The sequence below is a fragment of the Bradyrhizobium guangxiense genome (genome assembly GCF_004114915.1).
Taxonomy (GTDB): Bacteria; Pseudomonadota; Alphaproteobacteria; order Rhizobiales; family Xanthobacteraceae; genus Bradyrhizobium; species Bradyrhizobium guangxiense.
Genome location: NZ_CP022219.1, coordinates 513,536 through 532,530, shown reverse-complemented (window position 1 = coordinate 532,530; position 18,995 = coordinate 513,536). Strand labels below are relative to the sequence as shown.

The 18,995-nt window shown below is 65.9% G+C and carries 18 protein-coding genes; 9 read left to right on the top strand and 9 right to left on the bottom strand.

Translation table 11 applies throughout. The annotated features are described in order from the left end of the window. Positions 1–126: 126 nt before the first annotated feature. The 4 genes from X268_RS02545 to X268_RS02530 all read left to right on the top strand — a co-directional run bounded on the left by X268_RS02545 (position 127) and on the right by X268_RS02530 (position 4,742). Positions 127–1,983, top strand: coding sequence for an FUSC family protein (locus X268_RS02545; RefSeq protein WP_128923474.1), 1,857 nt, complete (start codon positions 127–129; stop codon positions 1,981–1,983). Then, positions 1,980–2,183, top strand: a complete 204-nt coding sequence (locus X268_RS02540; RefSeq protein WP_128923473.1) for a DUF1656 domain-containing protein — start codon at positions 1,980–1,982, stop codon at positions 2,181–2,183. Before X268_RS02545 ends, X268_RS02540 begins: the two co-directional genes overlap by 4 nt. Positions 2,184–2,195: 12 nt before the next feature. Next, on the top strand, positions 2,196–3,482 hold the full coding sequence (locus X268_RS02535; protein WP_128923472.1) for an HlyD family secretion protein: 1,287 nt from the start codon (positions 2,196–2,198) through the stop codon (positions 3,480–3,482). A 243-nt stretch (positions 3,483–3,725) separates the two neighbouring features. Continuing rightward, on the top strand, positions 3,726–4,742 hold the full coding sequence (locus tag X268_RS02530; protein WP_128923471.1) for a helix-turn-helix domain-containing protein: 1,017 nt from the start codon (positions 3,726–3,728) through the stop codon (positions 4,740–4,742). 326 nt (positions 4,743–5,068) lie between these two features. Here the strand turns inward: X268_RS02530 and X268_RS02525 are convergent, their stop codons facing one another. The 9 genes from X268_RS02525 to X268_RS02485 all read right to left on the bottom strand — a co-directional run bounded on the left by X268_RS02525 (position 5,069) and on the right by X268_RS02485 (position 12,999). Further along, positions 5,069–6,007, bottom strand: a complete 939-nt coding sequence (locus X268_RS02525; protein ID WP_128923470.1) for an acyltransferase domain-containing protein — start codon at positions 6,005–6,007, stop codon at positions 5,069–5,071. A gap of 9 nt (positions 6,008–6,016) precedes the next feature. Continuing rightward, positions 6,017–6,946 carry an AEC family transporter gene (locus X268_RS02520; protein ID WP_128923469.1) on the bottom strand — a complete coding sequence of 310 codons (930 nt, stop codon included), beginning with the start codon at positions 6,944–6,946 and terminating at the stop codon, positions 6,017–6,019. Continuing rightward, entirely contained in the window at positions 6,946–7,845 is a 900-nt protein-coding gene (mdcB, locus tag X268_RS02515) for a triphosphoribosyl-dephospho-CoA synthase MdcB (RefSeq protein WP_128923468.1), read from the bottom strand. Before mdcB ends, X268_RS02520 begins: the two co-directional genes overlap by 1 nt. Next, positions 7,842–8,522, bottom strand: coding sequence for a malonate decarboxylase holo-[acyl-carrier-protein] synthase (gene mdcG, locus X268_RS02510; protein WP_128923467.1), 681 nt, complete (start codon positions 8,520–8,522; stop codon positions 7,842–7,844). The genes mdcB and mdcG overlap by 4 nt, the downstream gene beginning before the upstream one ends. After that, positions 8,497–9,219 (bottom strand): biotin-independent malonate decarboxylase subunit gamma, encoded by a 723-nt coding sequence (gene mdcE / locus X268_RS02505; protein WP_128923466.1) that lies wholly within the window; start codon positions 9,217–9,219, stop codon positions 8,497–8,499. The genes mdcG and mdcE overlap by 26 nt, the downstream gene beginning before the upstream one ends. Beyond that, positions 9,206–10,144 carry a biotin-independent malonate decarboxylase subunit beta gene (locus X268_RS02500; protein ID WP_164937484.1) on the bottom strand — a complete coding sequence of 313 codons (939 nt, stop codon included), beginning with the start codon at positions 10,142–10,144 and terminating at the stop codon, positions 9,206–9,208. Before X268_RS02500 ends, mdcE begins: the two co-directional genes overlap by 14 nt. After that, positions 10,141–10,458, bottom strand: a complete 318-nt coding sequence (mdcC, locus tag X268_RS02495) for a malonate decarboxylase acyl carrier protein (protein ID WP_128923465.1) — start codon at positions 10,456–10,458, stop codon at positions 10,141–10,143. Before mdcC ends, X268_RS02500 begins: the two co-directional genes overlap by 4 nt. A gap of 9 nt (positions 10,459–10,467) precedes the next feature. Continuing rightward, positions 10,468–12,117, bottom strand: coding sequence for a malonate decarboxylase subunit alpha (gene mdcA / locus X268_RS02490; protein ID WP_128923464.1), 1,650 nt, complete (start codon positions 12,115–12,117; stop codon positions 10,468–10,470). Between the two features lie 96 nt (positions 12,118–12,213). After that, a complete protein-coding gene (locus tag X268_RS02485) occupies positions 12,214–12,999 on the bottom strand; it encodes an alpha/beta hydrolase (protein ID WP_128923463.1) in 786 nt (261 codons plus the stop codon). 252 nt (positions 13,000–13,251) lie between these two features. Between X268_RS02485 and X268_RS02480 the strand changes: the two genes are divergently transcribed. The 5 genes from X268_RS02480 (at position 13,252) to X268_RS02460 (ending at position 18,984) form a co-directional block, all read left to right on the top strand. Then, positions 13,252–13,611 carry a hypothetical protein gene (locus X268_RS02480; RefSeq protein WP_128923462.1) on the top strand — a complete coding sequence of 120 codons (360 nt, stop codon included), beginning with the start codon at positions 13,252–13,254 and terminating at the stop codon, positions 13,609–13,611. Positions 13,612–13,774: 163 nt separating this feature from the next. Next, complete coding sequence (locus X268_RS39165) at positions 13,775–14,251, top strand: hypothetical protein (protein ID WP_164937483.1); 477 nt, start codon at positions 13,775–13,777, stop codon at positions 14,249–14,251. A 20-nt stretch (positions 14,252–14,271) separates the two neighbouring features. Then, on the top strand, positions 14,272–15,444 hold the full coding sequence (locus X268_RS02470; protein ID WP_128923461.1) for an efflux RND transporter periplasmic adaptor subunit: 1,173 nt from the start codon (positions 14,272–14,274) through the stop codon (positions 15,442–15,444). Then, a complete protein-coding gene (locus X268_RS02465) occupies positions 15,441–18,581 on the top strand; it encodes an efflux RND transporter permease subunit (RefSeq protein WP_128923460.1) in 3,141 nt (1,046 codons plus the stop codon). The genes X268_RS02470 and X268_RS02465 overlap by 4 nt, the downstream gene beginning before the upstream one ends. Beyond that, the gene (locus tag X268_RS02460) at positions 18,568–18,984 is read left to right on the top strand and encodes a thioesterase family protein (protein ID WP_128923459.1); all 417 of its coding nucleotides are present in this window, start codon (positions 18,568–18,570) and stop codon (positions 18,982–18,984) included. The genes X268_RS02465 and X268_RS02460 overlap by 14 nt, the downstream gene beginning before the upstream one ends. Positions 18,985–18,995 lie beyond the last annotated feature (11 nt).

Below are 18,995 nucleotides of genomic sequence, written 5' to 3'. Positions count from 1 at the left end.
AGGCGTGCATTCCGGCAAGCGGGTTGGTAGACCGGAAATACCGGCAGGCCCGGTAACCCTCATATTCGGCCTCGACTTTATCGACATCGGCGGGCGGCCCGCTCTGCCGGAAACGGATGAGGCACGATGCCAGTGACCGCCACCAGTGCTGCCGCGCCGCGCCCGCTGGTCTTCGCCGGCTTCCCGGCGAACTCCTGGGCCTTTGCGCTGCGGATGTGGCTGGCGATGATGCTCGCACTCTATGTGAGCTTCTGGCTCGAGCTCGAATCTCCGTCGTCGTCTGCCCTCACCGTCGCCATCCTGGCGCTGCCGACACGCGGTCAGGGCATGGAGAAGGCCGGCTACCGGCTGTTCGCAACCGCCATCGGCGTTGTCGCATCGATCGCAATCGCGGGCCTGTTTTCCCAGACCGACGGTCTCCTGCTCGCCGTGCTCGGCATCTGGATCGGGCTCTGCGTCTATGCCGCCGGGATGCTGGACGGCAATCGCGCCTATGCCGCGGCGCTCTGCTGCATCACCGTCGCCCTCGTCGATATCCAGCAGATCGACACGCCGCTCCAGGTGTTCCCGGCCGGCGTCGCCCGCGGCGCCGGCATTGGCATCGGCGTCCTTGCGGTGGCGCTCGTAAACGAGATTCTGGCCACGCCGGACTACCATCCGGTGCTGGCAGGCCGCATCGAGGCGCTGCACCGCGGGGTCACGCGCCTCGCGCAAGGTGCCGAGCCTGCCTCCGCGCCGGCTGCCGCGAGATTGTTGCATGACATCGCGGCACTGCGTCCGGAGATCGCCAGCCTTGCGACGGAATCGAGCATCGGCACAGCGAGGGGCGCAGCCGCGCGCTCCGCGCTGGTCGACCTCGTCAGCGCGCTGTCGCTCGGCCGCATGCTTGCGGCACTCCCCGCCGCCTCCACGGCTTCAGCAGGACTGATGGCGATGTCCCGATCCTGGCTCCAGAGCGAGATCAGCCGAAAGAACGCACAGGTCCGCGGCAGCCTCGGTGCGCTGCGTGAGGGGACGCGTCCTTATCGTGCATGGCGCGCACCGCTCTATCGCTCGCGCCGCATTGCGGCGGAAACCGCCGCACGGGCCACGATCTCTTTCACGCTGATCGCGCTGTTCTTCGTGCTGACGGGCTGGCCGGCCACCGAGCTCTGCCTCTCGCTCGTCGCGGCGATCATCGGCCTCGGCTCGACGACGCCCGCACCACGCATCTTCGCGCTGGTGACGGTGACGGCGATACCGATCGCCTGCGTGCTGGCAGGCGTTCTGAAATACCTCGTCTTCAACGGCGTGTCCGAATTTCAGCTGCTGGCGATGGGCCTTGCGCCTGTCGTCATCGGCCTCGCACTGCTGATCTCATTGCCGAACCCAATACTGTCGTCCCTCGGTCGGCTCGTCCTGGTGTTCACGATCGCCGTTCTCGCACCGACCAACCCGCAGAGCTACGCCCCCGGGGTGTTTCTGGAGACGAGCCTCTTTGCCTGCCTGTCGGCGGTGCTCGTCTTCGCGGCGCAGTCGCTGCTGCCCCCGCTGTCGGGCGATCGGCGAGTTCGGCTGCTGCTGGGAGAGACTCATCGCGAGCTGAGGGACCTCGACAGCGGACGCGCGCGAGACCTCGCGCCGGAGGAAGCCGCGTTTCGCGACGCGGCGCGGATCGAGCAGATCGTAACCGCAAACGGCGCCTTGCCTCTCGATGGTCAGATCACGGCCAAAGCGATGCGCGGCTTCGACCAAGCTGAAGCGTTGCGGCGCTGCCGCGCCGAACTGGACAGGCTGCGACAGGGCCCGCTCGCCGGAGCGGCCCAGGACGCGCAAGACGCCCTCGCCCGCCGGAACACCAGCGCAATCCTCGCGGCTGCCGAGGCGCTGCGTCAGGCGGCAGCGCGCAGCAACCTGTCCGCCAATTCGGCCATCGCCATGCTGATTCCAGCGAGCGGCGCATTCGCACCGTCACAGTCTCCAAACCAGGGCGAACGGCCATGACGCACACCTACCGGGAGCTCGTGGTCGGTGGCGTGCTGATCGCCCCCATCGTCTCCTACGCAGCAATCGCGCTGCTTGCGTTCCTGCTGCTCCGCCCGCTGCTGCGTTTCGTCGGATTCGCAAGATTGTTCAGCAACCCCTCGCTGGCCGAGCTCAGCCTCTACGTCGCGATGTTCGGCCTGCTCGCACTGTTCTGCTAGGGAGAAAGAGCCATGGATGCCACCCTCCCCCGAGAGGTCGCGGCGCTCCGCGGCGAACCGTCGGCCGAGGTCCAAGCCGACGCCACCGACACCGTGGGCATGCCGGACACCATCGCGCGCGATACCGGCGATCGCGTCGCGGAGAACGGCAGGCCCCAGGAACCGGCCACGGACTCCGCGATGCCGCGGCGCAAGACGGTCGTCCGTTTCATCCGCGACGCCAGCAGGCATCTCGCAACCCTCGGCATCGCAATGATCGCGGTCCTGATATCGGTTGCGACCTGGCAGCACTATGTCACCGCGCCCTGGACGCGGAACGGCAGTGTCCGCGTCCAGGTCGCCAACGTCGCGCCGCAGGTCGCGGGCAAGATCGTGGAGCTCCGTGTGGGCGACAACCAATTCGTCCACAAGGGCGACGTCCTCTATGTGATCGATCCGTTCGACTTCGAGGTCGCCGTCCGCATCGGCAAGGCCCTGGTCGACCAGCGCGCCGCGGACCTGGTGGTGAAGCAGGCCGAGTTCTACCGGCGCCAGCATCTATCCGATCTTGCGACGACACCCGAAGAGCAGCAGATCTATGCCGGAAATGCCGCGCAGGCGAAGGCCGCCTACGAGGCAGCGGCACATCAGCTCGCGCAGGCGGAGCTGAACCTGAAGCGCACCAGCGTGACCAGTCCGGTCGACGGCTACGTCACCAACCTCTTGCTGCGAGTCGGCGACTATGCGGTTGCCGGCGTCAGCAACGTTTCCGTCATCGACTCCAACAGCTTCTGGATCGACGGCTATTTCGAGGAGACCAAGATGGCGCGGGTCTGCGTCGGCGATCGTGCCGAAGCGCAACTGGTCGGCTATCCCCGGCCGATAATGGGACACGTGAAGACCATCACGCGCGGCGTCAGCGTGTCGAACGCCGCCACGGGCACGCAGGGCCTCCCCAATGTCGATCCGATCTACACCTGGGTGCGGCTGGCACAGCGCGTACCGGTGCGTCTTGCGATCGATACGGTGCCGCCGGATGTGCCGCTCGTCTCCGGCATGACGGCGACGGTGACGATCCAGCAGCCATCCCCAAGCGGCGGCCAAACCTGGTCGGACCGGTTCCGCACCAGCTTCGTCGATCCCGTCTCCGATCTGTTCGGCGCGGGACCTTCACCCCGTCCGAATTGCCTGCAGGCGACATCGCAGCAGCGCCCCGCGGTGGAGACGCTCCCCTATGCACGCGAGCCCGCGGTCACGCCGGCAGAGAAGGTCGCACCCGGCCTCACGCCCGGCATCGACGCCTCGCCGCGCCTGCCCTGAGGCTGACCGTGTCGCGACGGTCCGCGTCGCCCGCTAACACCGGGCGCTCACCCAAGTGTCTGATCGCTTTGCTCGAATTGACCCTTTTCGACACGCGGCCGCGCCCGGTGCACTTGCAAGATCTAACACCCTTTAAGCAACCCTAACGAGCCTTGCGACGGCTTCCGACCTATCGTTCGAGCATGAACCAATTGCATTCTGCAAGCCGACCACGGCGACAGAATCCAGGACACGGGACGAACCATGCTCAACGATGTGCAAGCAGGCGACGCCTGGTCGACCTGTCAACCCGACCGTCACGAACCCGATTTCTCGCTGGAAGCGCGCGCGCTTCCCCGCGAGCGAAGATGGCGTCAGTCCGGCCAACATGCCGGCGACGCGCCTGAGGACATCACGATCTCGCGCTGGATCTGTACGCAAACAGGCACAAGGCGGGAAGAAGCCACGGCCCCTGCCGACAGATACTTCCTCGCCCTCGCTTTGAAGGCGACCCGCATCAGACTGAGCAGAGACCGACACGTCATCTTCGACGGCAGCATGCCGGCAGGCACCCTGTATGTCGGCGCACCCTCGCAGCAGCTCAGCGCAGTGTTCTCCGCCCCGTACGATTTCGTGCACTTCCACGTCTCGGCCAGCATCTATTTTCCGCACCCCCGGCCTGGAACGGATCCTGCCTCGCCCGAAATCCTGAACGATCTCGTCCTGCTCCGGGATCCCTTTGCCGAGCAACTCGCGAGAGCGCTCACCGATCATGGCCAGTTGGCCGACCGGGATTTTGCCTGCTGCGTCGGCCGGACGCTGGCGATGCACGTTGCGCGGCGCGAACGTCCACACACGAAAGTCAACGCGCTGGCGAAGTGGCGGTTACGGCGCGTCCAGGAATTTGTCGGGACGCATTTCGACCGCTGCATCAGCCTGTCTCAATTGGCCAAGGTCGCGGGACTGTCGCGGATGCATTTCGCCGCCCAGTTTCGCGCCGCGACGGGCTACCGACCGCGAGAGTACCTGCTGCACGAACGCATCGAACGCGCTAAATCGCTGCTGTCGAGTTCGGACACGCCCTTGGCCGAGGTGGCGCTGGCCGTCGGCTTCTGCACGCAGGCGCATTTCTCGACCGTGTTCAAGCGGATGACGGGTGACACGCCTGCGCGCTGGCGGAGCGCCGTCCGCAACGCGCCAGCTTCGTCGAGCCTCTCGAACGGCAATCCCGTGTCGATACGCAAGCCCGCGTCGCACGTGTTGCGCGCGGACCTCTCGTGAATCATGCGAAATGAGAAACAGCAGGGGTTCGTGAAATACGCTGGCCGCGGAATTGGCCATGGTGTGCGTGTTACGTGACTTAAGACCCCCAAGTCACGGCTCCAGCCTTCCTCCTCCCCGGGCAACGAGCATCTAGGGGCCGTCCTCCCCCCAAAAAGGACGGCCCCCTTTTTTTCGACAGCCACGACGCGATCGGCCGTATCGCCCTTTCGGCACTTGCCGGCCCTAAAGCGCGATGAGATCTAGATGAATCGTCGTCGCGCCTTAGGTTATTCTTTGCGCATGATCTTTCCGGAAAACCGCTTCGCACTCTTCCGGATCATGCTCTACGAGCTCAGGTGGCGCATGAGCCAGCTGCGGACGCCCTGAAGACTTCTGAAATCGTCCAGCGCGCGCGCGGGAAGCTCGGGTGCGATTTCCGCGGCCATGCCGCTCAGTGCATGTCCCGGCCCCAGCTCTAAAAAGCCCGTCGCCCCCGCCTCGACACAGGCTTGCAGACAATCGGCCCATTGCACAGTCTGCGAGATCTGTGCGGCGAGCTTGTCCAGACCGGTCTCGCGAGAGACCACCGGACCGGCATCGATTCCGCTCAGAATGCGCGCATCGGTCCGCGGCGGGAACGACACCGGCGCCATCTTCAAGGTCTCGCGAAATGCCACAGATGCTTCAGTAAGCCGCGGGGTGTGGGAGGCAACGTCGACCGGCAAGGCGACGATCCTTGCGCCGTGCATCGCCCGCGCCTCTTCAGCGATTTGGCTCAAGGCCTCCCGGCCACCGCCGATGACAAAGGCATCGCCCGGATTGACGATGGCGATCGCTGCGCCGTGGCGCTCGCAAAGGCGAGCGACCTGGTCTCGCGCAAGACCCCGGACGAAGATCAGCCCGTCGCCGGCCTGCGTCGCTGCATCCATAATCTCTGCGCGGCGCGCGACGAGGTCGAGCGTGAGGATCGCGTCGAACAGGCCGCCGACGCCCCAGGCGGCGACCTCGCCGACGCTGTAGCCGGCAATGATAGCGTCACGCGGAATGGCATCGCCGAGCGCGGCCGCTGCGGCGAGTGCCTGTAGGGTACAGAGAATCTGGCCGGCGCGGTTGCGATGCAGGGCCTCATCGGCTTCGCGGCGCACGAATTCGCGAGGATCCCTGCCACCGAGCAATGACGCCGCGTGCGCAAACAGACGCGAAGCCTCCGGTGCATCGCCCGTGATGGCGAACATGTCCCGATGCTGCCTGCCTTGTCCCGAGCACAGGATCGCGACTGTCATGGCTGAGGCCTAATGGGGAGAGAGCATCGCGATCGCAATCGCAAGGGTCACGACGCTGAAACCGGTGCTGGCGATGACCATGGAGCCGATCGTCGCGGAGTCCAGCCGGTAATTGACTGCGAACAGGATGCCGAAGAAGCCCGAGGGCAATGCCGCGAGCAAAATCGCCCTGTTCGCGGCATCGGGCGCGAGATGCAAGCCGTAGACGATCGCCGCTGCCACCAGCGGACGTATAATGTCCGCAGCCCCCCTTGCGACAATCACTCTCCAGTCCAGACGGAGCGACTGGGCGGACAGAACGAGACCGGTGAGGAACAGGGCAACTCCTGCAGCCGCGTTCCCGATCAGGGCGAGGCAGGCGTGAACAAGCGCATCGAGGTTCAGGTCGCACAACGAGAGCGCAATGCCAAGCGCGGGTGCCCACACCACGGGCTTGGCGAACGCGCGGCGCAACGCCGTCAGAACCGGCTGCGACGGCCCGTCGGCGCCGCGGGCCTTGGCGGCGCTCATCTCCACGATCACGAGGGTCAGTGGGCTGACGAGGATCGAGCCGGTTGCCAGCGCGACGGCAACCGGGACGACACCGGCCGGCCCGAGTACGGTGGACAGGATCGGCAGACCGACGCCGGCAAGATTTGGAAAACCGACCGTCAGAGCCTGCACCGATGCGTCGGACCTCGTCGCCGCAAAGAAGGTGCGCTCGAACCAGTACCAGCCGACATAGACGACCAGTATCGTCACGCCGAACACCAGGAAGACCGGAGCTTGCTCGGTGAAGCGGTCGCGCGGGGCCGATGCAGTCGCGGCGAACAGCGAGGCCGGCAGGGCGAAATCCATCACGAGCGCATTGAGACCTTCGACGTGACCATTGTCGACCATGCGAGCCTTGCCTGCGACGAACCCCAGCAGCAGGACGAAGAACACCGGCACCAGCGCCATCAGGATGACATTCGACGTCGTGATGTCGGCCGCTCATGCGCGTCGACGAAGAGCGCCATGGCGAGCAGGTCGGCCGATCCACCCGGGCTGAGACGGCGGGCGACGAAGCTCTCGTGGATCGATTGCGCCCGTGCGCGCCAAGCGGGCACGCAGACGCCGCCTGAAGCAATGAAGTGACCGGCAGCGTCGTGCGCGAAGCGAAGGCCGTCGAGCCCGCCGCGATGCAGGAGGTTGGTATCCTCGACCGATGCGATCAGGGCAAAGCACGCCTCGACCCGGGCGGCTTCCGTATCGTGCGGCACGACAGACATTGCGCGCCGCAGGGCTGGTAGCCCGATCCTGTAGACACTCGGAAATCCCGTCGCCGCCTCGATGCGCGCACCGCCGGCGTGAAAGCGGCGGCGGACCGCGCTGCCATGGCTGTGCAGCAGCACCGGACCCTCAAGGATGCTGCCGCCCCACAGGCGCGTCACGACATCGCCAAGCGGAAGCCTGGGATCGACCAACCCGCCGGCTCTCGCGCCGGCGGCCGCGCACAGCAGTCCGAGCCCGAAGATCGCGCCACGATGCGTGTTGACCCCCGACGTTGCAGCGAACATCGCGCGTTCCGCCTCGAGGCCGATGATCCGCAGCCGGCCCATGCCGCAGCCGAGCGCGCCCGCGTCGGCCAGGCGTTGCAGATATGGCCCGATCGCCGCAGCGCTGCGGCGAAACGTGCCCGCATCCATATCGTCGTGACTGCCGTTGTCGACGTGGCTCACGAGCCCCGGCTTCGGCCAGGTTTCGATCTCCTTGACGAGGCAATCAGCGGCGACAGCGCCGATGGCGGAGACATCGGGCGCGATCTGCGCCCAGCGCAGCGCCGTCCGCTCCACGCCTCTTGCGGCTGTGGCGATCATGATGCCATCGCTCCCGACATGAACTGATGCCTGCCGAGCAGGACCACGCGTTCGATGCTCTTGACCAGAAGCTCGCTCGCGCCGCCGTGGAATTCGCGCCAATTGACCGCAGCGCCGTCCGCACCCATCAGCTCGCCATCAAGCCGCATCGGTGCATCGGCCTCGATCGCGGCGACTTCGGCGACAAGGCGATCGATGTCGGTCTCGGCTCGAAACTCGAACAGGACATCGAGATCGGAACGTGCCGTCACGTAGTCCAGTCCGGTCAGCGACTGCCAGGCCAGGCTGCCGAAGACGCGCGCGTCCATCGCATGGCGACGTGCCAGCGCGTCGAGCCGGTCGAGCGTCGGCCACCAGTTGCGCGGTGCGTAAGCCCGCGCCTGCCGCAGCAGCGGCGGCCTCGCGACGGACGTGACGTGGTCGTTATCGAGCAGGAGGGAAATCCGCCTCTTGCCGGCCGAGGGCGGCAAGGGCAGTCCCAAAGCGAGGCCGTCAGCCTCGCATGGCAAAGCGCGGCGCCTGATCGTCGGCCATCGCATTTTGGGCCAGCGCGCGACCAGCGCGTCCGTGGCGAGATCGCCGCGGGCGTCCAACAGCGCGCGCCATCCTGCCGGACTGACGAAGACGAGGTCGTGACGACCCGGTGGACGCTCAGCGTGCTTGCAGGGCCAGGTCACGAACCCGCTCCGCAATCTCGGCGGCCTTGAGTCGGCCGCCACGCGCCCTGCCGAGCGCATCCCGCCCGTCCCGCGCGGCCAGCATGTCGGCCAGCAGCGCCTCCAGCTGATCGACAAACGGGGCGGCATGACTCCACGTCATGTGAACAGCGCCCATCTGCGCGAGATTGGACAGGCCCGGAGCGAACACCGGCGTCGACTTCGCCTTTTCTTCCAGCGCTTCCATCGACAGCTTGGTCACCTTCGCCATCGACGGCAGGTCCATCACCGCGGGGTCTGCCCCCGGAAGCCCGACCAGCACGCGGGTTGCAAGGCCCGTCGCAAGCAGCGCACCCGCGGCCGAATGACCATAGAGCAGGCCGATGGTCGGCCGGCCGTTCATGTCGGCGTGGATCAGCACCTTGGCCAGATGCGCAAGGAACTCGTTGAGCCCGAGCAGCTCGTCGCGCTTGCTCATGCGCTGGCTATCGCTGTCGACGAGCACCAGGATCGCCCCCGAGTCCCGGTCGATCGACTTGAGGACATGGGCGGACAATCTGATCGCCTCGTCGACGCCCAGCGCTGTCCGGTCGGCGACACCGAGAACGAGCATGCGGTCGCCGGATCGCAGCGTCGCCGAGCCGAGAAGAACCCCCTTGTCGTTCCGGACCTCATGGCCATCGGGGAAGAGTGCAGGGAGGATGTCATCGAGCGTCACGGCTGGTCCTCCCGATCCTGTCGGCGAGCGCAATGAACTGATCTGCCGACAGCTCCGGAATCGTTTCGGCATGCGCGATGCCTTCCGCCGTCCAGATGTCGAGAGCATCGGAGCAGGCGCCGAAGCGGCGCACCCTGTCGGCAAGCCGCTCCTGCTCCGCCTTCAGACTGTCGAGGCCGAAGGAACCGACCAGATCCAGCAGTGCCAGTGCGGCCTCACGAAAATCCTGCACATTGTCGTCGGCGAAGACGTCGGCGGTGCCGAGTAGCCGGCGATGCTTGCCGCCCATGGTACGCCAGACCAGCGCGCGGTCGTGGGAATCGAACTCCTCGACGCCGCGATTGGTCTCGATCACTTCGGGGCCCGAGACCGCGATGCGTCCGGGCTCCGAGACCGCGAGCGCCGAGCAGCAGCCTGCGATCAGGCCGCCGCCGCCGTAGCATCCGGACCTGCCCCCGATCAGGCCGATCACCTTCACGCCGGCGGCGCGCGCCTCCATCACCGCCCGCATGATCTCGGCGATGGCGAGCTCACCGGCATTGGCTTCCTGCAACCGCACGCCGCCAGTGTCGAACAGGATCAGGACGGGGATCGATCCGATCTGGCGCGCGGCGCGGAGCAGCCCTGTCAGCTTGGCGCCATGCACCTCGCCGAAGGCGCCGCCCATGAAACGTCCCTCCTGTGCGGCGACCAACACCGGCGAGCCGTCGAGGCGGCCGCGGCCGACGACGATGCCGTCGTCGAACTGCTCGGGAAGATCGAAAATCTTCAAGTGGGGACTGACCTCGCGCTGCTCCGGCCCGATGAACTCGACGAAGCTGCCGGCATCGAGCAGCAGTTCCAGCCGCGTTCGGGCCGACGCCTCGTAGAAGCTGGTGCTGCGGGCGCGCTCGGCCGGTGTGATGTCCTTGAGTGGCGCGGTCATTTGCCGTTCTCCGCGATCAATCGGACCGCCTGCGCCAGCCGCAGCGAGACCGTATCAGGGCGCGCGCCGCCGTCGTTGATTGAAAATCTCAGCCCGCCGGGCGAATAGCGCTCGACGAAATCGCCGATCACGGCGGTCCAGACCTCGCCGAAACCGACCGCCGCGGTCCTGATCTCGAGGGCGCATTCCGCATCCGGCAGGACGCGCTCCACCAGCACTTCCAGATTGCCCGAGGCGACCACGCCGACGATTGCGCTCTGCCTGGTGCCGCCGGCCGGTGTGCGAACCTTGTGCTCAAACCTGAGATCTTCCATGGTCCGTCCTCACCAGTTCCTGAATTTCGACGGCGGCGCATAGAGGCCGCCCGACCAGCGCACGAGATCCTTGATCGAGCGCGCCGCCAGCAGGCTGCGATCCGCATCGAGGGGATTGATGCCGAGATCTTCCGGCCGGCGGATCACCCCGCGCTCGCGCAACTGCGCGACCATGTTGCGATCGCGTCGGCGGCCGACATCGGTGTAGCCCGCGACGCCGCGGATGGCCTGCTCGCGTTCCTGCGCGGTACGGCACAGCAACAGGTTCGCGACGCCCTCCTCGGTGACGATGTGCGTGACGTCGTCGCCATAGATCATGATCGGCGCGAGTTCGAGGTTCAGCTTCTCGGCGAGCTCGAGGGCGTCGAGCCTCTCGACGAACAGCGGCACGTTCTTGTCGCCGAATGTCTCGCCGATCTGCACGACCAGCTTGCGGCCGCGGCGCATCAGGGCCGCGCCATCGGGATCAGCCTCGGCTCCCGCCTTCAGCCAGGGCTCGCTCGGATGGCGGCGCCCGCGCGCATCCGCGCCCATGTTCGGCGCGCCGCCGAACCCCGCGATGCGGGACGTGGTGACGGTCGACGAATTTCCCTGCAGGTCGATCTGCAACGTGGAGCCGATGAACATGTCGCAGGCATAGAGACCGGCGGTCTGGCAGAAGGCGCGATTGGAGCGCAGCGAGCCGTCGGGGCCGGTGAAGTAGACGTCGGATCGGGCGCGGATGTAGTCATCCATGCCGCCCTCCGAGCCGAACGAGTGGATCTGCCGCACCCAGCCCGACTCGATCGCGGGAATCAGCGCGGGATGCGGGTTCAGAGCAAAATGAGTTGCGATCCTGCCTTTCAGTCCCAGCCTTTCGCCGAAGGTGGGCAGCAGCAGCTCGATCGCAGCCGTGCTGAAGCCGATGCCGTGATTGAGCCGTTGCACGCCATAGGGCGCATAGATGCCCTTGATCGCGAGCATCGCGGTCAGGATCTGTCCCTCGGTGATCGCGGCCGGATCGCGCGTGAACAGCGGCTCGACGAAGAACGGCTTGTCTGACTTGACGATGAAGTGCACGCGGTCCGCCGGGATGTCGACCCGCGGCACCGTCTCGACGATCTCATTGACCTGGGCGATCACGATGCCGTCCTTGAAGGCGGTCGCCTCCACCACGGTCGGCGTGTCCTCGGTGTTGGGGCCGGTGTAGAGATTGCCTTCGCGATCGGCGCTGACGGCGGCGATCAACGCGACCTGCGGCGTCAGGTCGATGAAATAGCGGGCGAACAATTCGAGATAGGTGTGGACCGCGCCCAGCTCGATCTTGCCGCCGAACAGCATGCGGGCGATGCGCGCCGATTGCGGCCCGGAATAGGCATAGTCGAGGCGTTTCGCGACGCCGTGGTCGAACAGGTCCAGATGTTCGGGAAGAACCACGCCCGACTGCACCATATGCAGTTCGTTGACCCTTGCGCGATCGACGGCGAGAAGCGCCCGACTGAGCAGATCGGCCTGCTTCTGGTTGTCACCCTCGAGGCAAACCCGGTCGCCGGGCCTGATGACGGCCTCAAGCAGGCGCGTCGCGTCGTGCGCCTCCACAATCTTGCCGCGGGCGAGCCCGGCGCCGGCTGCGATGCGAGCATCGCGCGCGGCGCGGTTGTTCTGCCAGCTGGTGTTCACGGAATCCTCCTGATGGGCAGTCAGGTCGGCGGGAGTGCTGTCGCTCCCGCCGTCCTTCCTTCCGCCGGCGTGCGTCAGGACCGGCAAAACACGTCGTCAGCGCGTGGCCGGTTGATCGATGCTGCGGGCGGCGCGGGTGATGACGGCCGCCACTTCCTTCGGATGCGACTCGTAGACCGAGTGGCTGGCGCCCGGGATCACCGTGGTGTGGCTCTTGGCACGCTCGTAGTACCAGCGCTCGAGATCGGGATTGATGATCTGGTCGCTGCCGGCAACGATGCCCCAGCTCGGCTTGGTCTTCCACGCAGCCGCAGTGAGCGGCGTGCTGAACACCTGCGTCGCGGCCGGGACCTGCGAGCGCGCAACGAACTCGGCACGCTCGCGCGGCAGATCGGGCGCGAACAGTTTCGGGAATTGCACGGGATCGAGATAGGTGAACTTGTCGGGCGTGACCTTGATGACGCCTTCGGTCTTGCCGAGCACACTCGGCGTCTTCTTGCCGAGCGCCGATTCGTCCTCGCCGACATCAGGCGCATGCGCGGCGACGTAGACGAGACCGACGACATTGGGATGGACGCCAGATTCGGTGATGATCGAACCGCCATAGCTGTGGCCGACGAGGAGTGTCGGGCCGTCTTGGAGATCGAGAATGCGCTTCGCCGCTGTGACGTCGTCGGCAAACGAGGTTTCGGGCTCCTGCACCATCGTCACGCGAAAACCTTCCTTGGTCAGGATTTCGTAGACGGGCTTCCAGCCCGACGCATCGACCCAGGCGCCGTGCACCAGGACGATGTTCTTCAGCGGTTCCGCGCGCGCCGGGGTGACGGTCGCGAACACGGAGAGGGCGGCAGCGAGCGCAAGGCCAGCGTTGAGGTGTTTCATGTCGGGATCACTCCGGGTTGGAATGATGCGACACTAAGTTCGACGCTCCCTTACGTATTTCAGCAAGTAACGGCCCTTGCCACTTCGCACGCCGGCAAGTTTGCCGCAGCGCCGGTCCGGTGCACGCCCGGCTTCTCTGATGGCACGACCTCGTACGCATGTAGAGCTGCCGGCGTTCATAAGCGAAAGACGACTCGTATCGGCTCCGTCATTCGAGACAGGCGTTCAATCACCAACACGAGAGGATCGACAATGACATCGAATTCACTCATCCGGATTGCAGCTGCGCTTATATTCTTCCTGGAAGCGGCCTCCCCGGTTCATGCAGCGACCTGCGAGAATTCGATCGGACGTGTGCAGGCGCAGCTGGACGCGGCGATCGAGAAGAATGCCGGCGCGCATGGCTGGGGCCCGGAAAGCCTCGATGCGCTGCGCAGTCATCAGCCGACACCGCGATCGCTGGCGCAGGCGGAGGGCCCGAGCGGGGCGCATCTTCTCCTGGCGCTCGATGCCCTCGACCGCGCGCGTGCCGCGAACCGCTCCAGCGACATCGCCGGATGTCGCCGGGAGCTGTCCGAGGCAACGCTGCTGCTTCAGAAGCGGCCACAATGAGGGGGATGCGTCCCGATCGTGCGGCCAGACAGCGGGACGTGCATTCAGGGAATACCGGCACGCCGGCCGCTCCCTATCGTTCCCAAGCAAATGAGAGACTCCGGAGCAGCCTATGCGAGAACAACCCTCATCGAGCAGGTTCGGATGTCGCCGGTTAGCATCGATGCATCTGCGCGTGGCGCTCGCAGCTGGCCTGATATCGATGATCCCGGCTGCGGCAAATGCGCAAATAACGCCGCCGACAACGCAACCCTCCGTCAATATGCCCGCAACCTCGCCGCTCAACCTGGGCTCGTCGCGGCCTGAAGGCATTCCGCTGGGTTCGACCGAAATCGCAACGCCCGGAATATCCCCGATCAATCCTTCGCCGGGCATGACCAATTGCGCCGTATCGGGCAATTCCGGATCGTCAGGAGCCGTGTTCGACGGCGGCGGGCTCTCCGGAAGCGCGTCACTCGGCTGTCCCAACGGCACAACAACGTCGTCGGCCCTGCCTCCCCAGACATCGACGGTCGGGCGCGTCGGGATTCCGCTCGGGTCCACCGAGCTGGGCGGCGCCGGAATCGGTCCGTTCGTGCCGGTGCCCGGCCCCACGTCCGTGGACGGCACGACGTCAAGCGACGGCTCCGGCAATCCCTGAGATCAACAAGGACCATCACCGTGAAGCGGAACCTGACCATTGCACTCGTTGCTCTCGCCGCGATCCTGATCGGAGGAAGTCTCTGGTTCTTCGGCAGCGAGCGCAAGCCGGCCGTCGCGGCCGCCCAGGTGCCCGTCGTTGTGCCTGTGGTTGCCGCCACCGTCACCGGCAAGGACGTGCCGATCTATCTGCGTGGCATCGGCACGGTGATCGCCTACAACACCGACGTCGTGCGCAGCCAGATTCAGGGGCAGATCGTCAAGATCGCCTTCACCGAAGGACAGACCGTCAAGACCGGCGACCTGCTCGCCCAGATCGATCCACGGCCCTACGAAGCCCAGATCGAACAGCTGACGGCCAACCGCGACAGGGACCAGGCGCAGCTTGCGAATGCCGAGGCCAATCTCTCCCGCTACAACCAACTCGGCGACAAGGGCTATGCGACCCCCCAGCTGATCGAGACGCAGACGGCGCAGGTGGCGCAGCTCAAGGCCGCAGTGAAGGCGGACCAGGCCCAGATCGATCAGGCCAACGTCCAGCTCAGCTACACGCGCCTGACATCGGCGATTCCCGGCATCACCGGCGTTCGCCAGATCGACGTCGGCAACGTGATTCATCCGACCGACCCCAACGGCCTCGTCGTCGTGCCCCAGATCGAGCCGATCTCGCTGCTGTTCACGTTGCCGCAGACAGATCTGCCGGTGATCCAGCAGCACGCCGCAAAGGGAGAGCTGAAGGTCATCGCCTACAGCCAGGACAACAAGATGAAGCTCGACGAGGGCACCCTGCTGCTGGTCAACAACGAGATCGCGGGAACGACCGGCACCGTCCAGCTCAAGGCGGTATTCCCAAATCATGAGCACCGGCTGTGGCCGGGCCAGCTGGTGAATGCGCGCCTGCTGCTCGAGATCCAGAAGGACGCGCTCACTGTCGCCGGCTCGGCCGTGCAGCAGGGGCCGAGCGGCAGCTATGTCTATGTCGTGACCGACGGCCAGACGGCAGCCTTGCGTCCCGTCCATGTCGCGCAGATCAGCGACGGCCAGGCCCTGATCGACCGGGGGCTGAAATCCGGCGACGTCGTCGTGGTCGACGGCCAGTACCGGCTGACGGAGGGCAGCCGCGTTCGCGAGCTGCACGGCAAGGCGGCGCAGGAAGCCGACCTGCAGAGCGCCGTGCAGGACGCGATCCCATGAACCTCTCCGCGCCTTTCATTCTGCGGCCGATTGCGACCGCGCTGCTGATGGCCGGCCTGCTGCTGTGCGGTCTTGCGGCCTATCCGCTGCTGCCGGTCGGCGCGCTGCCGAACGTCAATTACCCGACGATCCAGATCTCGGCGCAATTGCCCGGCGCCGATCCCGGCACCATCGCCTCGTCGCTCGCGACCCCGCTCGAGCAGCAGCTCAGCCAGATTCCGGGCGTCACGCAGCTCACCTCGTCCAGCGCGCTCGGCGTCGCCCAACTCACGGTGCAATTCGAGCTGTCGCGCACGGTGGACAGTGCCGCGGTGGACGTGCTGGCCGCGATCAACGCCGCAAGCCCGTTCCTTCCGCCGAACATCCCCTACCCGCCGACGATCAGGAAGGTGAACCCGGCGGAAACGCCGATCATGCTGATCGCGCTGACGTCGGATTCGCTGCCGCTGACCACGGTGGACGCCTATGCCGAGAACATCCTGCTGCCGAAGATCTCGCAGGTGCCCGGTGTCGGCCTCGTCGGCATCGGCGGCCAGCAGAAGCCCGCGATCCGTGTCCGCGTCAATCCGCAGGCGCTTGCGGCCCGCGGCATCGGCCTCGAAGACGTCCGCAACGTCATCGCCGGCGCCAATGTGGATCTGCCCAAGGGTACGCTCAACAGCCCGCGCGTCACCTATACGCTGAATACCAACGACCAGCTGTTGAAGCCTTCGGCTTACGAAGACCTCATCATCGCCTATCGCAACGGCTCGCCGGTGCGGATCCGCGACGTCGGCAATGCGATCGAGGCGCCTGAGAACGACCTCCTGGCCGGCTGGTACGGCAAGGAGCCCGCGATCATCCTCGCGGTCCAGCGCGTTCCCGGCGCCAACGTGATCGAGACCGTCGACCGGATCAAGAAGCTGCTGCCGCAGCTGCAGGCCTCCGTTCCACCGGCGATCAAGGTGACGATCGCGGCCGACCGCACCGCCACCATCCGCGCTGCGGTCTCCGACGTGCAGTTCACGCTGCTGTTGACGGTCGCCCTGGTGGTGATGGTCATATTCCTGTTCCTGCGGAATTTCTGGGCTACCGTCATCCCGGCGATCACGGTCCCCCTGGCGCTGGTCGGCACCTTCGCGGTCCTCTACGTGCTCGGCTACAGCCTCGACAACCTCTCACTGATGGCCTTGTCGATCGCGGTCGGCTTCGTGGTCGACGATGCCGTCGTCGTCATCGAGAACATCGTGCGCCATCTCGAGCAGGGCATGACGCCGATGGAGGCCGCGCTCAAGGGCTCCGCCGAGATCGGCTTCACGATCGTCTCCATCACCCTGTCGCTGATTGCGGTATTCATCCCGCTGTTCCTGATGGGCGGCTATGTCGGCAAGCTGTTCCAGGAATTCGCCGTCACCATCACCGCCTCCCTGCTGCTGTCGCTGGTCATCTCGCTCACCCTGACGCCGATGATGTGCGCACGCCTGCTGAAGGATGATTCGCGACGGAAGCACGGCCGGGTCTACCTTCTGTTCGAGCGAGGTTTCGATGCCCTGCTTGCGCTCTATGCGCGGGGCCTGCGCGTAGTGCTGCGGCATCGCTTCGCGACGCTACTGGTCATGCTCTCGACCATCGCGCTGACCGGCTACCTCTACGTGATCATCCCGAAGGGCTTCTTCCCGCAACAGGACACCGGGCAGATCGTCGGCATCACCGAGGCTGCCCAGGACATCTCCTTCCCCGCGATGTCGGAACGCCAGCAGGCGATCGTCGACATCCTGTCCAAGGACCCGGCGATCCAGTCGGTAGCAAGCTATATCGGTCCGGGAGGGCCGACGGCGACGCTCAACCAGGGCCGCATCTTCATCGTCCTGAAGCCGAAGCCGGAGCGCAAGGCGAGCGCCGACCAGATCATCGAGCGGCTGCGTCCCCGGCTCGCCCACATCCAGGGCATCACGCTCTACATGCAGGCGGCACAGGACATCACGATCGGCGCACGCCTGTCGAAGACGCAATATCAGTACACTCTGACGGATGCCGATTCCAACGAGCTCACCCACTGGTCGGCGATCTTCCTGGAGAAGCTGCGCGGGCTCGACGTCATCAGCGACGTCGCCAGCGACCAGGCCAATGCCGGCCCGCGGCTGGAGGTCACCGTCAATCGCGAGGTCGCCTCGAGCTTCGGCATCCTGCCCACGACGATCGACAATGCGCTCGACGACGCCTTCGGCCAGCGCATCGTCTCCACCATGTTCACCTCGCTGAACCAGTACCACGTCGTGATGGAGGTCGATCCGCGCTTCCAATACGGGCCCGAAGCGCTCAAGGACATCTACCTGAACTCGGCCACCGGCCAGCAGGTCCCGCTCAGCACGCTGGTTCACAGCGTGATCAAGCCGGCCCCGATTCTGATCAATCACCAGAGCCTGTTTCCGTCGGTGACGATCTCGTTCAACCTGAAGCCCGGCGTGGCGCTGGGCGATGCGGTGACGGCAATCCAGAAGATCGAGAAGGAGACCGGCAAGCCCGCTTCGCTGTCGACCTCGTTCCAGGGCAATGCGCAGGCCTTCCAGTCCTCCCTGTCGGGCACGCCGCTCTTGATCGGGGCCGCGCTGATCGTGATCTACATCATCCTCGGCGTGCTCTACGAGAGCCTGATCCACCCCATCACGATCCTGTCGACGCTGCCTTCGGCCGGCATCGGCGCTCTGTTGCTGCTGCTCGCAGTCCACATGGATCTCAGCGTCATCGCCATCATCGGCATCATTCTCCTGATCGGCATCGTGAAGAAGAACGGCATCATGCTGGTCGACTTCGCCCTCGAGGTGGAGCGCCAGCACGGGCTCAGCCCGGAAGAGGCGATCTACCAGGCCTGCACGTTGCGCTTCCGCCCGATTCTGATGACGACGATGGCGGCGCTGCTCGGCGGCGTGCCCCTGATGATCGGCTCCGGCACCGGCGCGGAGCTGCGCCAGCCGCTCGGCTATACGATCGTCGGCGGCCTGATGCTGTCGCAGATCCTGACGCTCTACACCACGCCCGTGGTCTATCTCTATCTCGACCGGCTCGGCAACTGGCTGACTGGGCGCAAGCCGCGGGCCGAGACATCCACCCCATCCACGACCGAGGCAGAGACGGAAATGAGTCATGAATCCGCTTGAGAACGTGAAGACCGGGATGACGGCGGAAAAGCTGGTGACCGTCACGAGCGAGATGACCGTCGGCCATGTGGTGCCGGGCATGCCTGAAGTCTACGGCACGCCGACGATGATCCTGCACATGGAAATGACTGCCGGATCGGCAGTTCAGCCGTTCCTTCCCGCGGGTCATGTCAGCGTCGGGATGATGATCAATATCCGCCATCTGGCGGCAACGCCGATCGGCCGCACGGTGCGCGCGACGGCACGGGTCGTTGCGATCGACGCCAGGAGCGTCCTGTTCGAGGTCGAGGCCTGGGACGGCGACCGCAAGATCGGCGACGGCACCCACCGACGTGGCGTCGTCAATGTCGCCGAGTTCGAGCAGCGCTTCGGCGTCACGAGGCCAACGGCCGAGATGGCCTAAGATCGCACGTA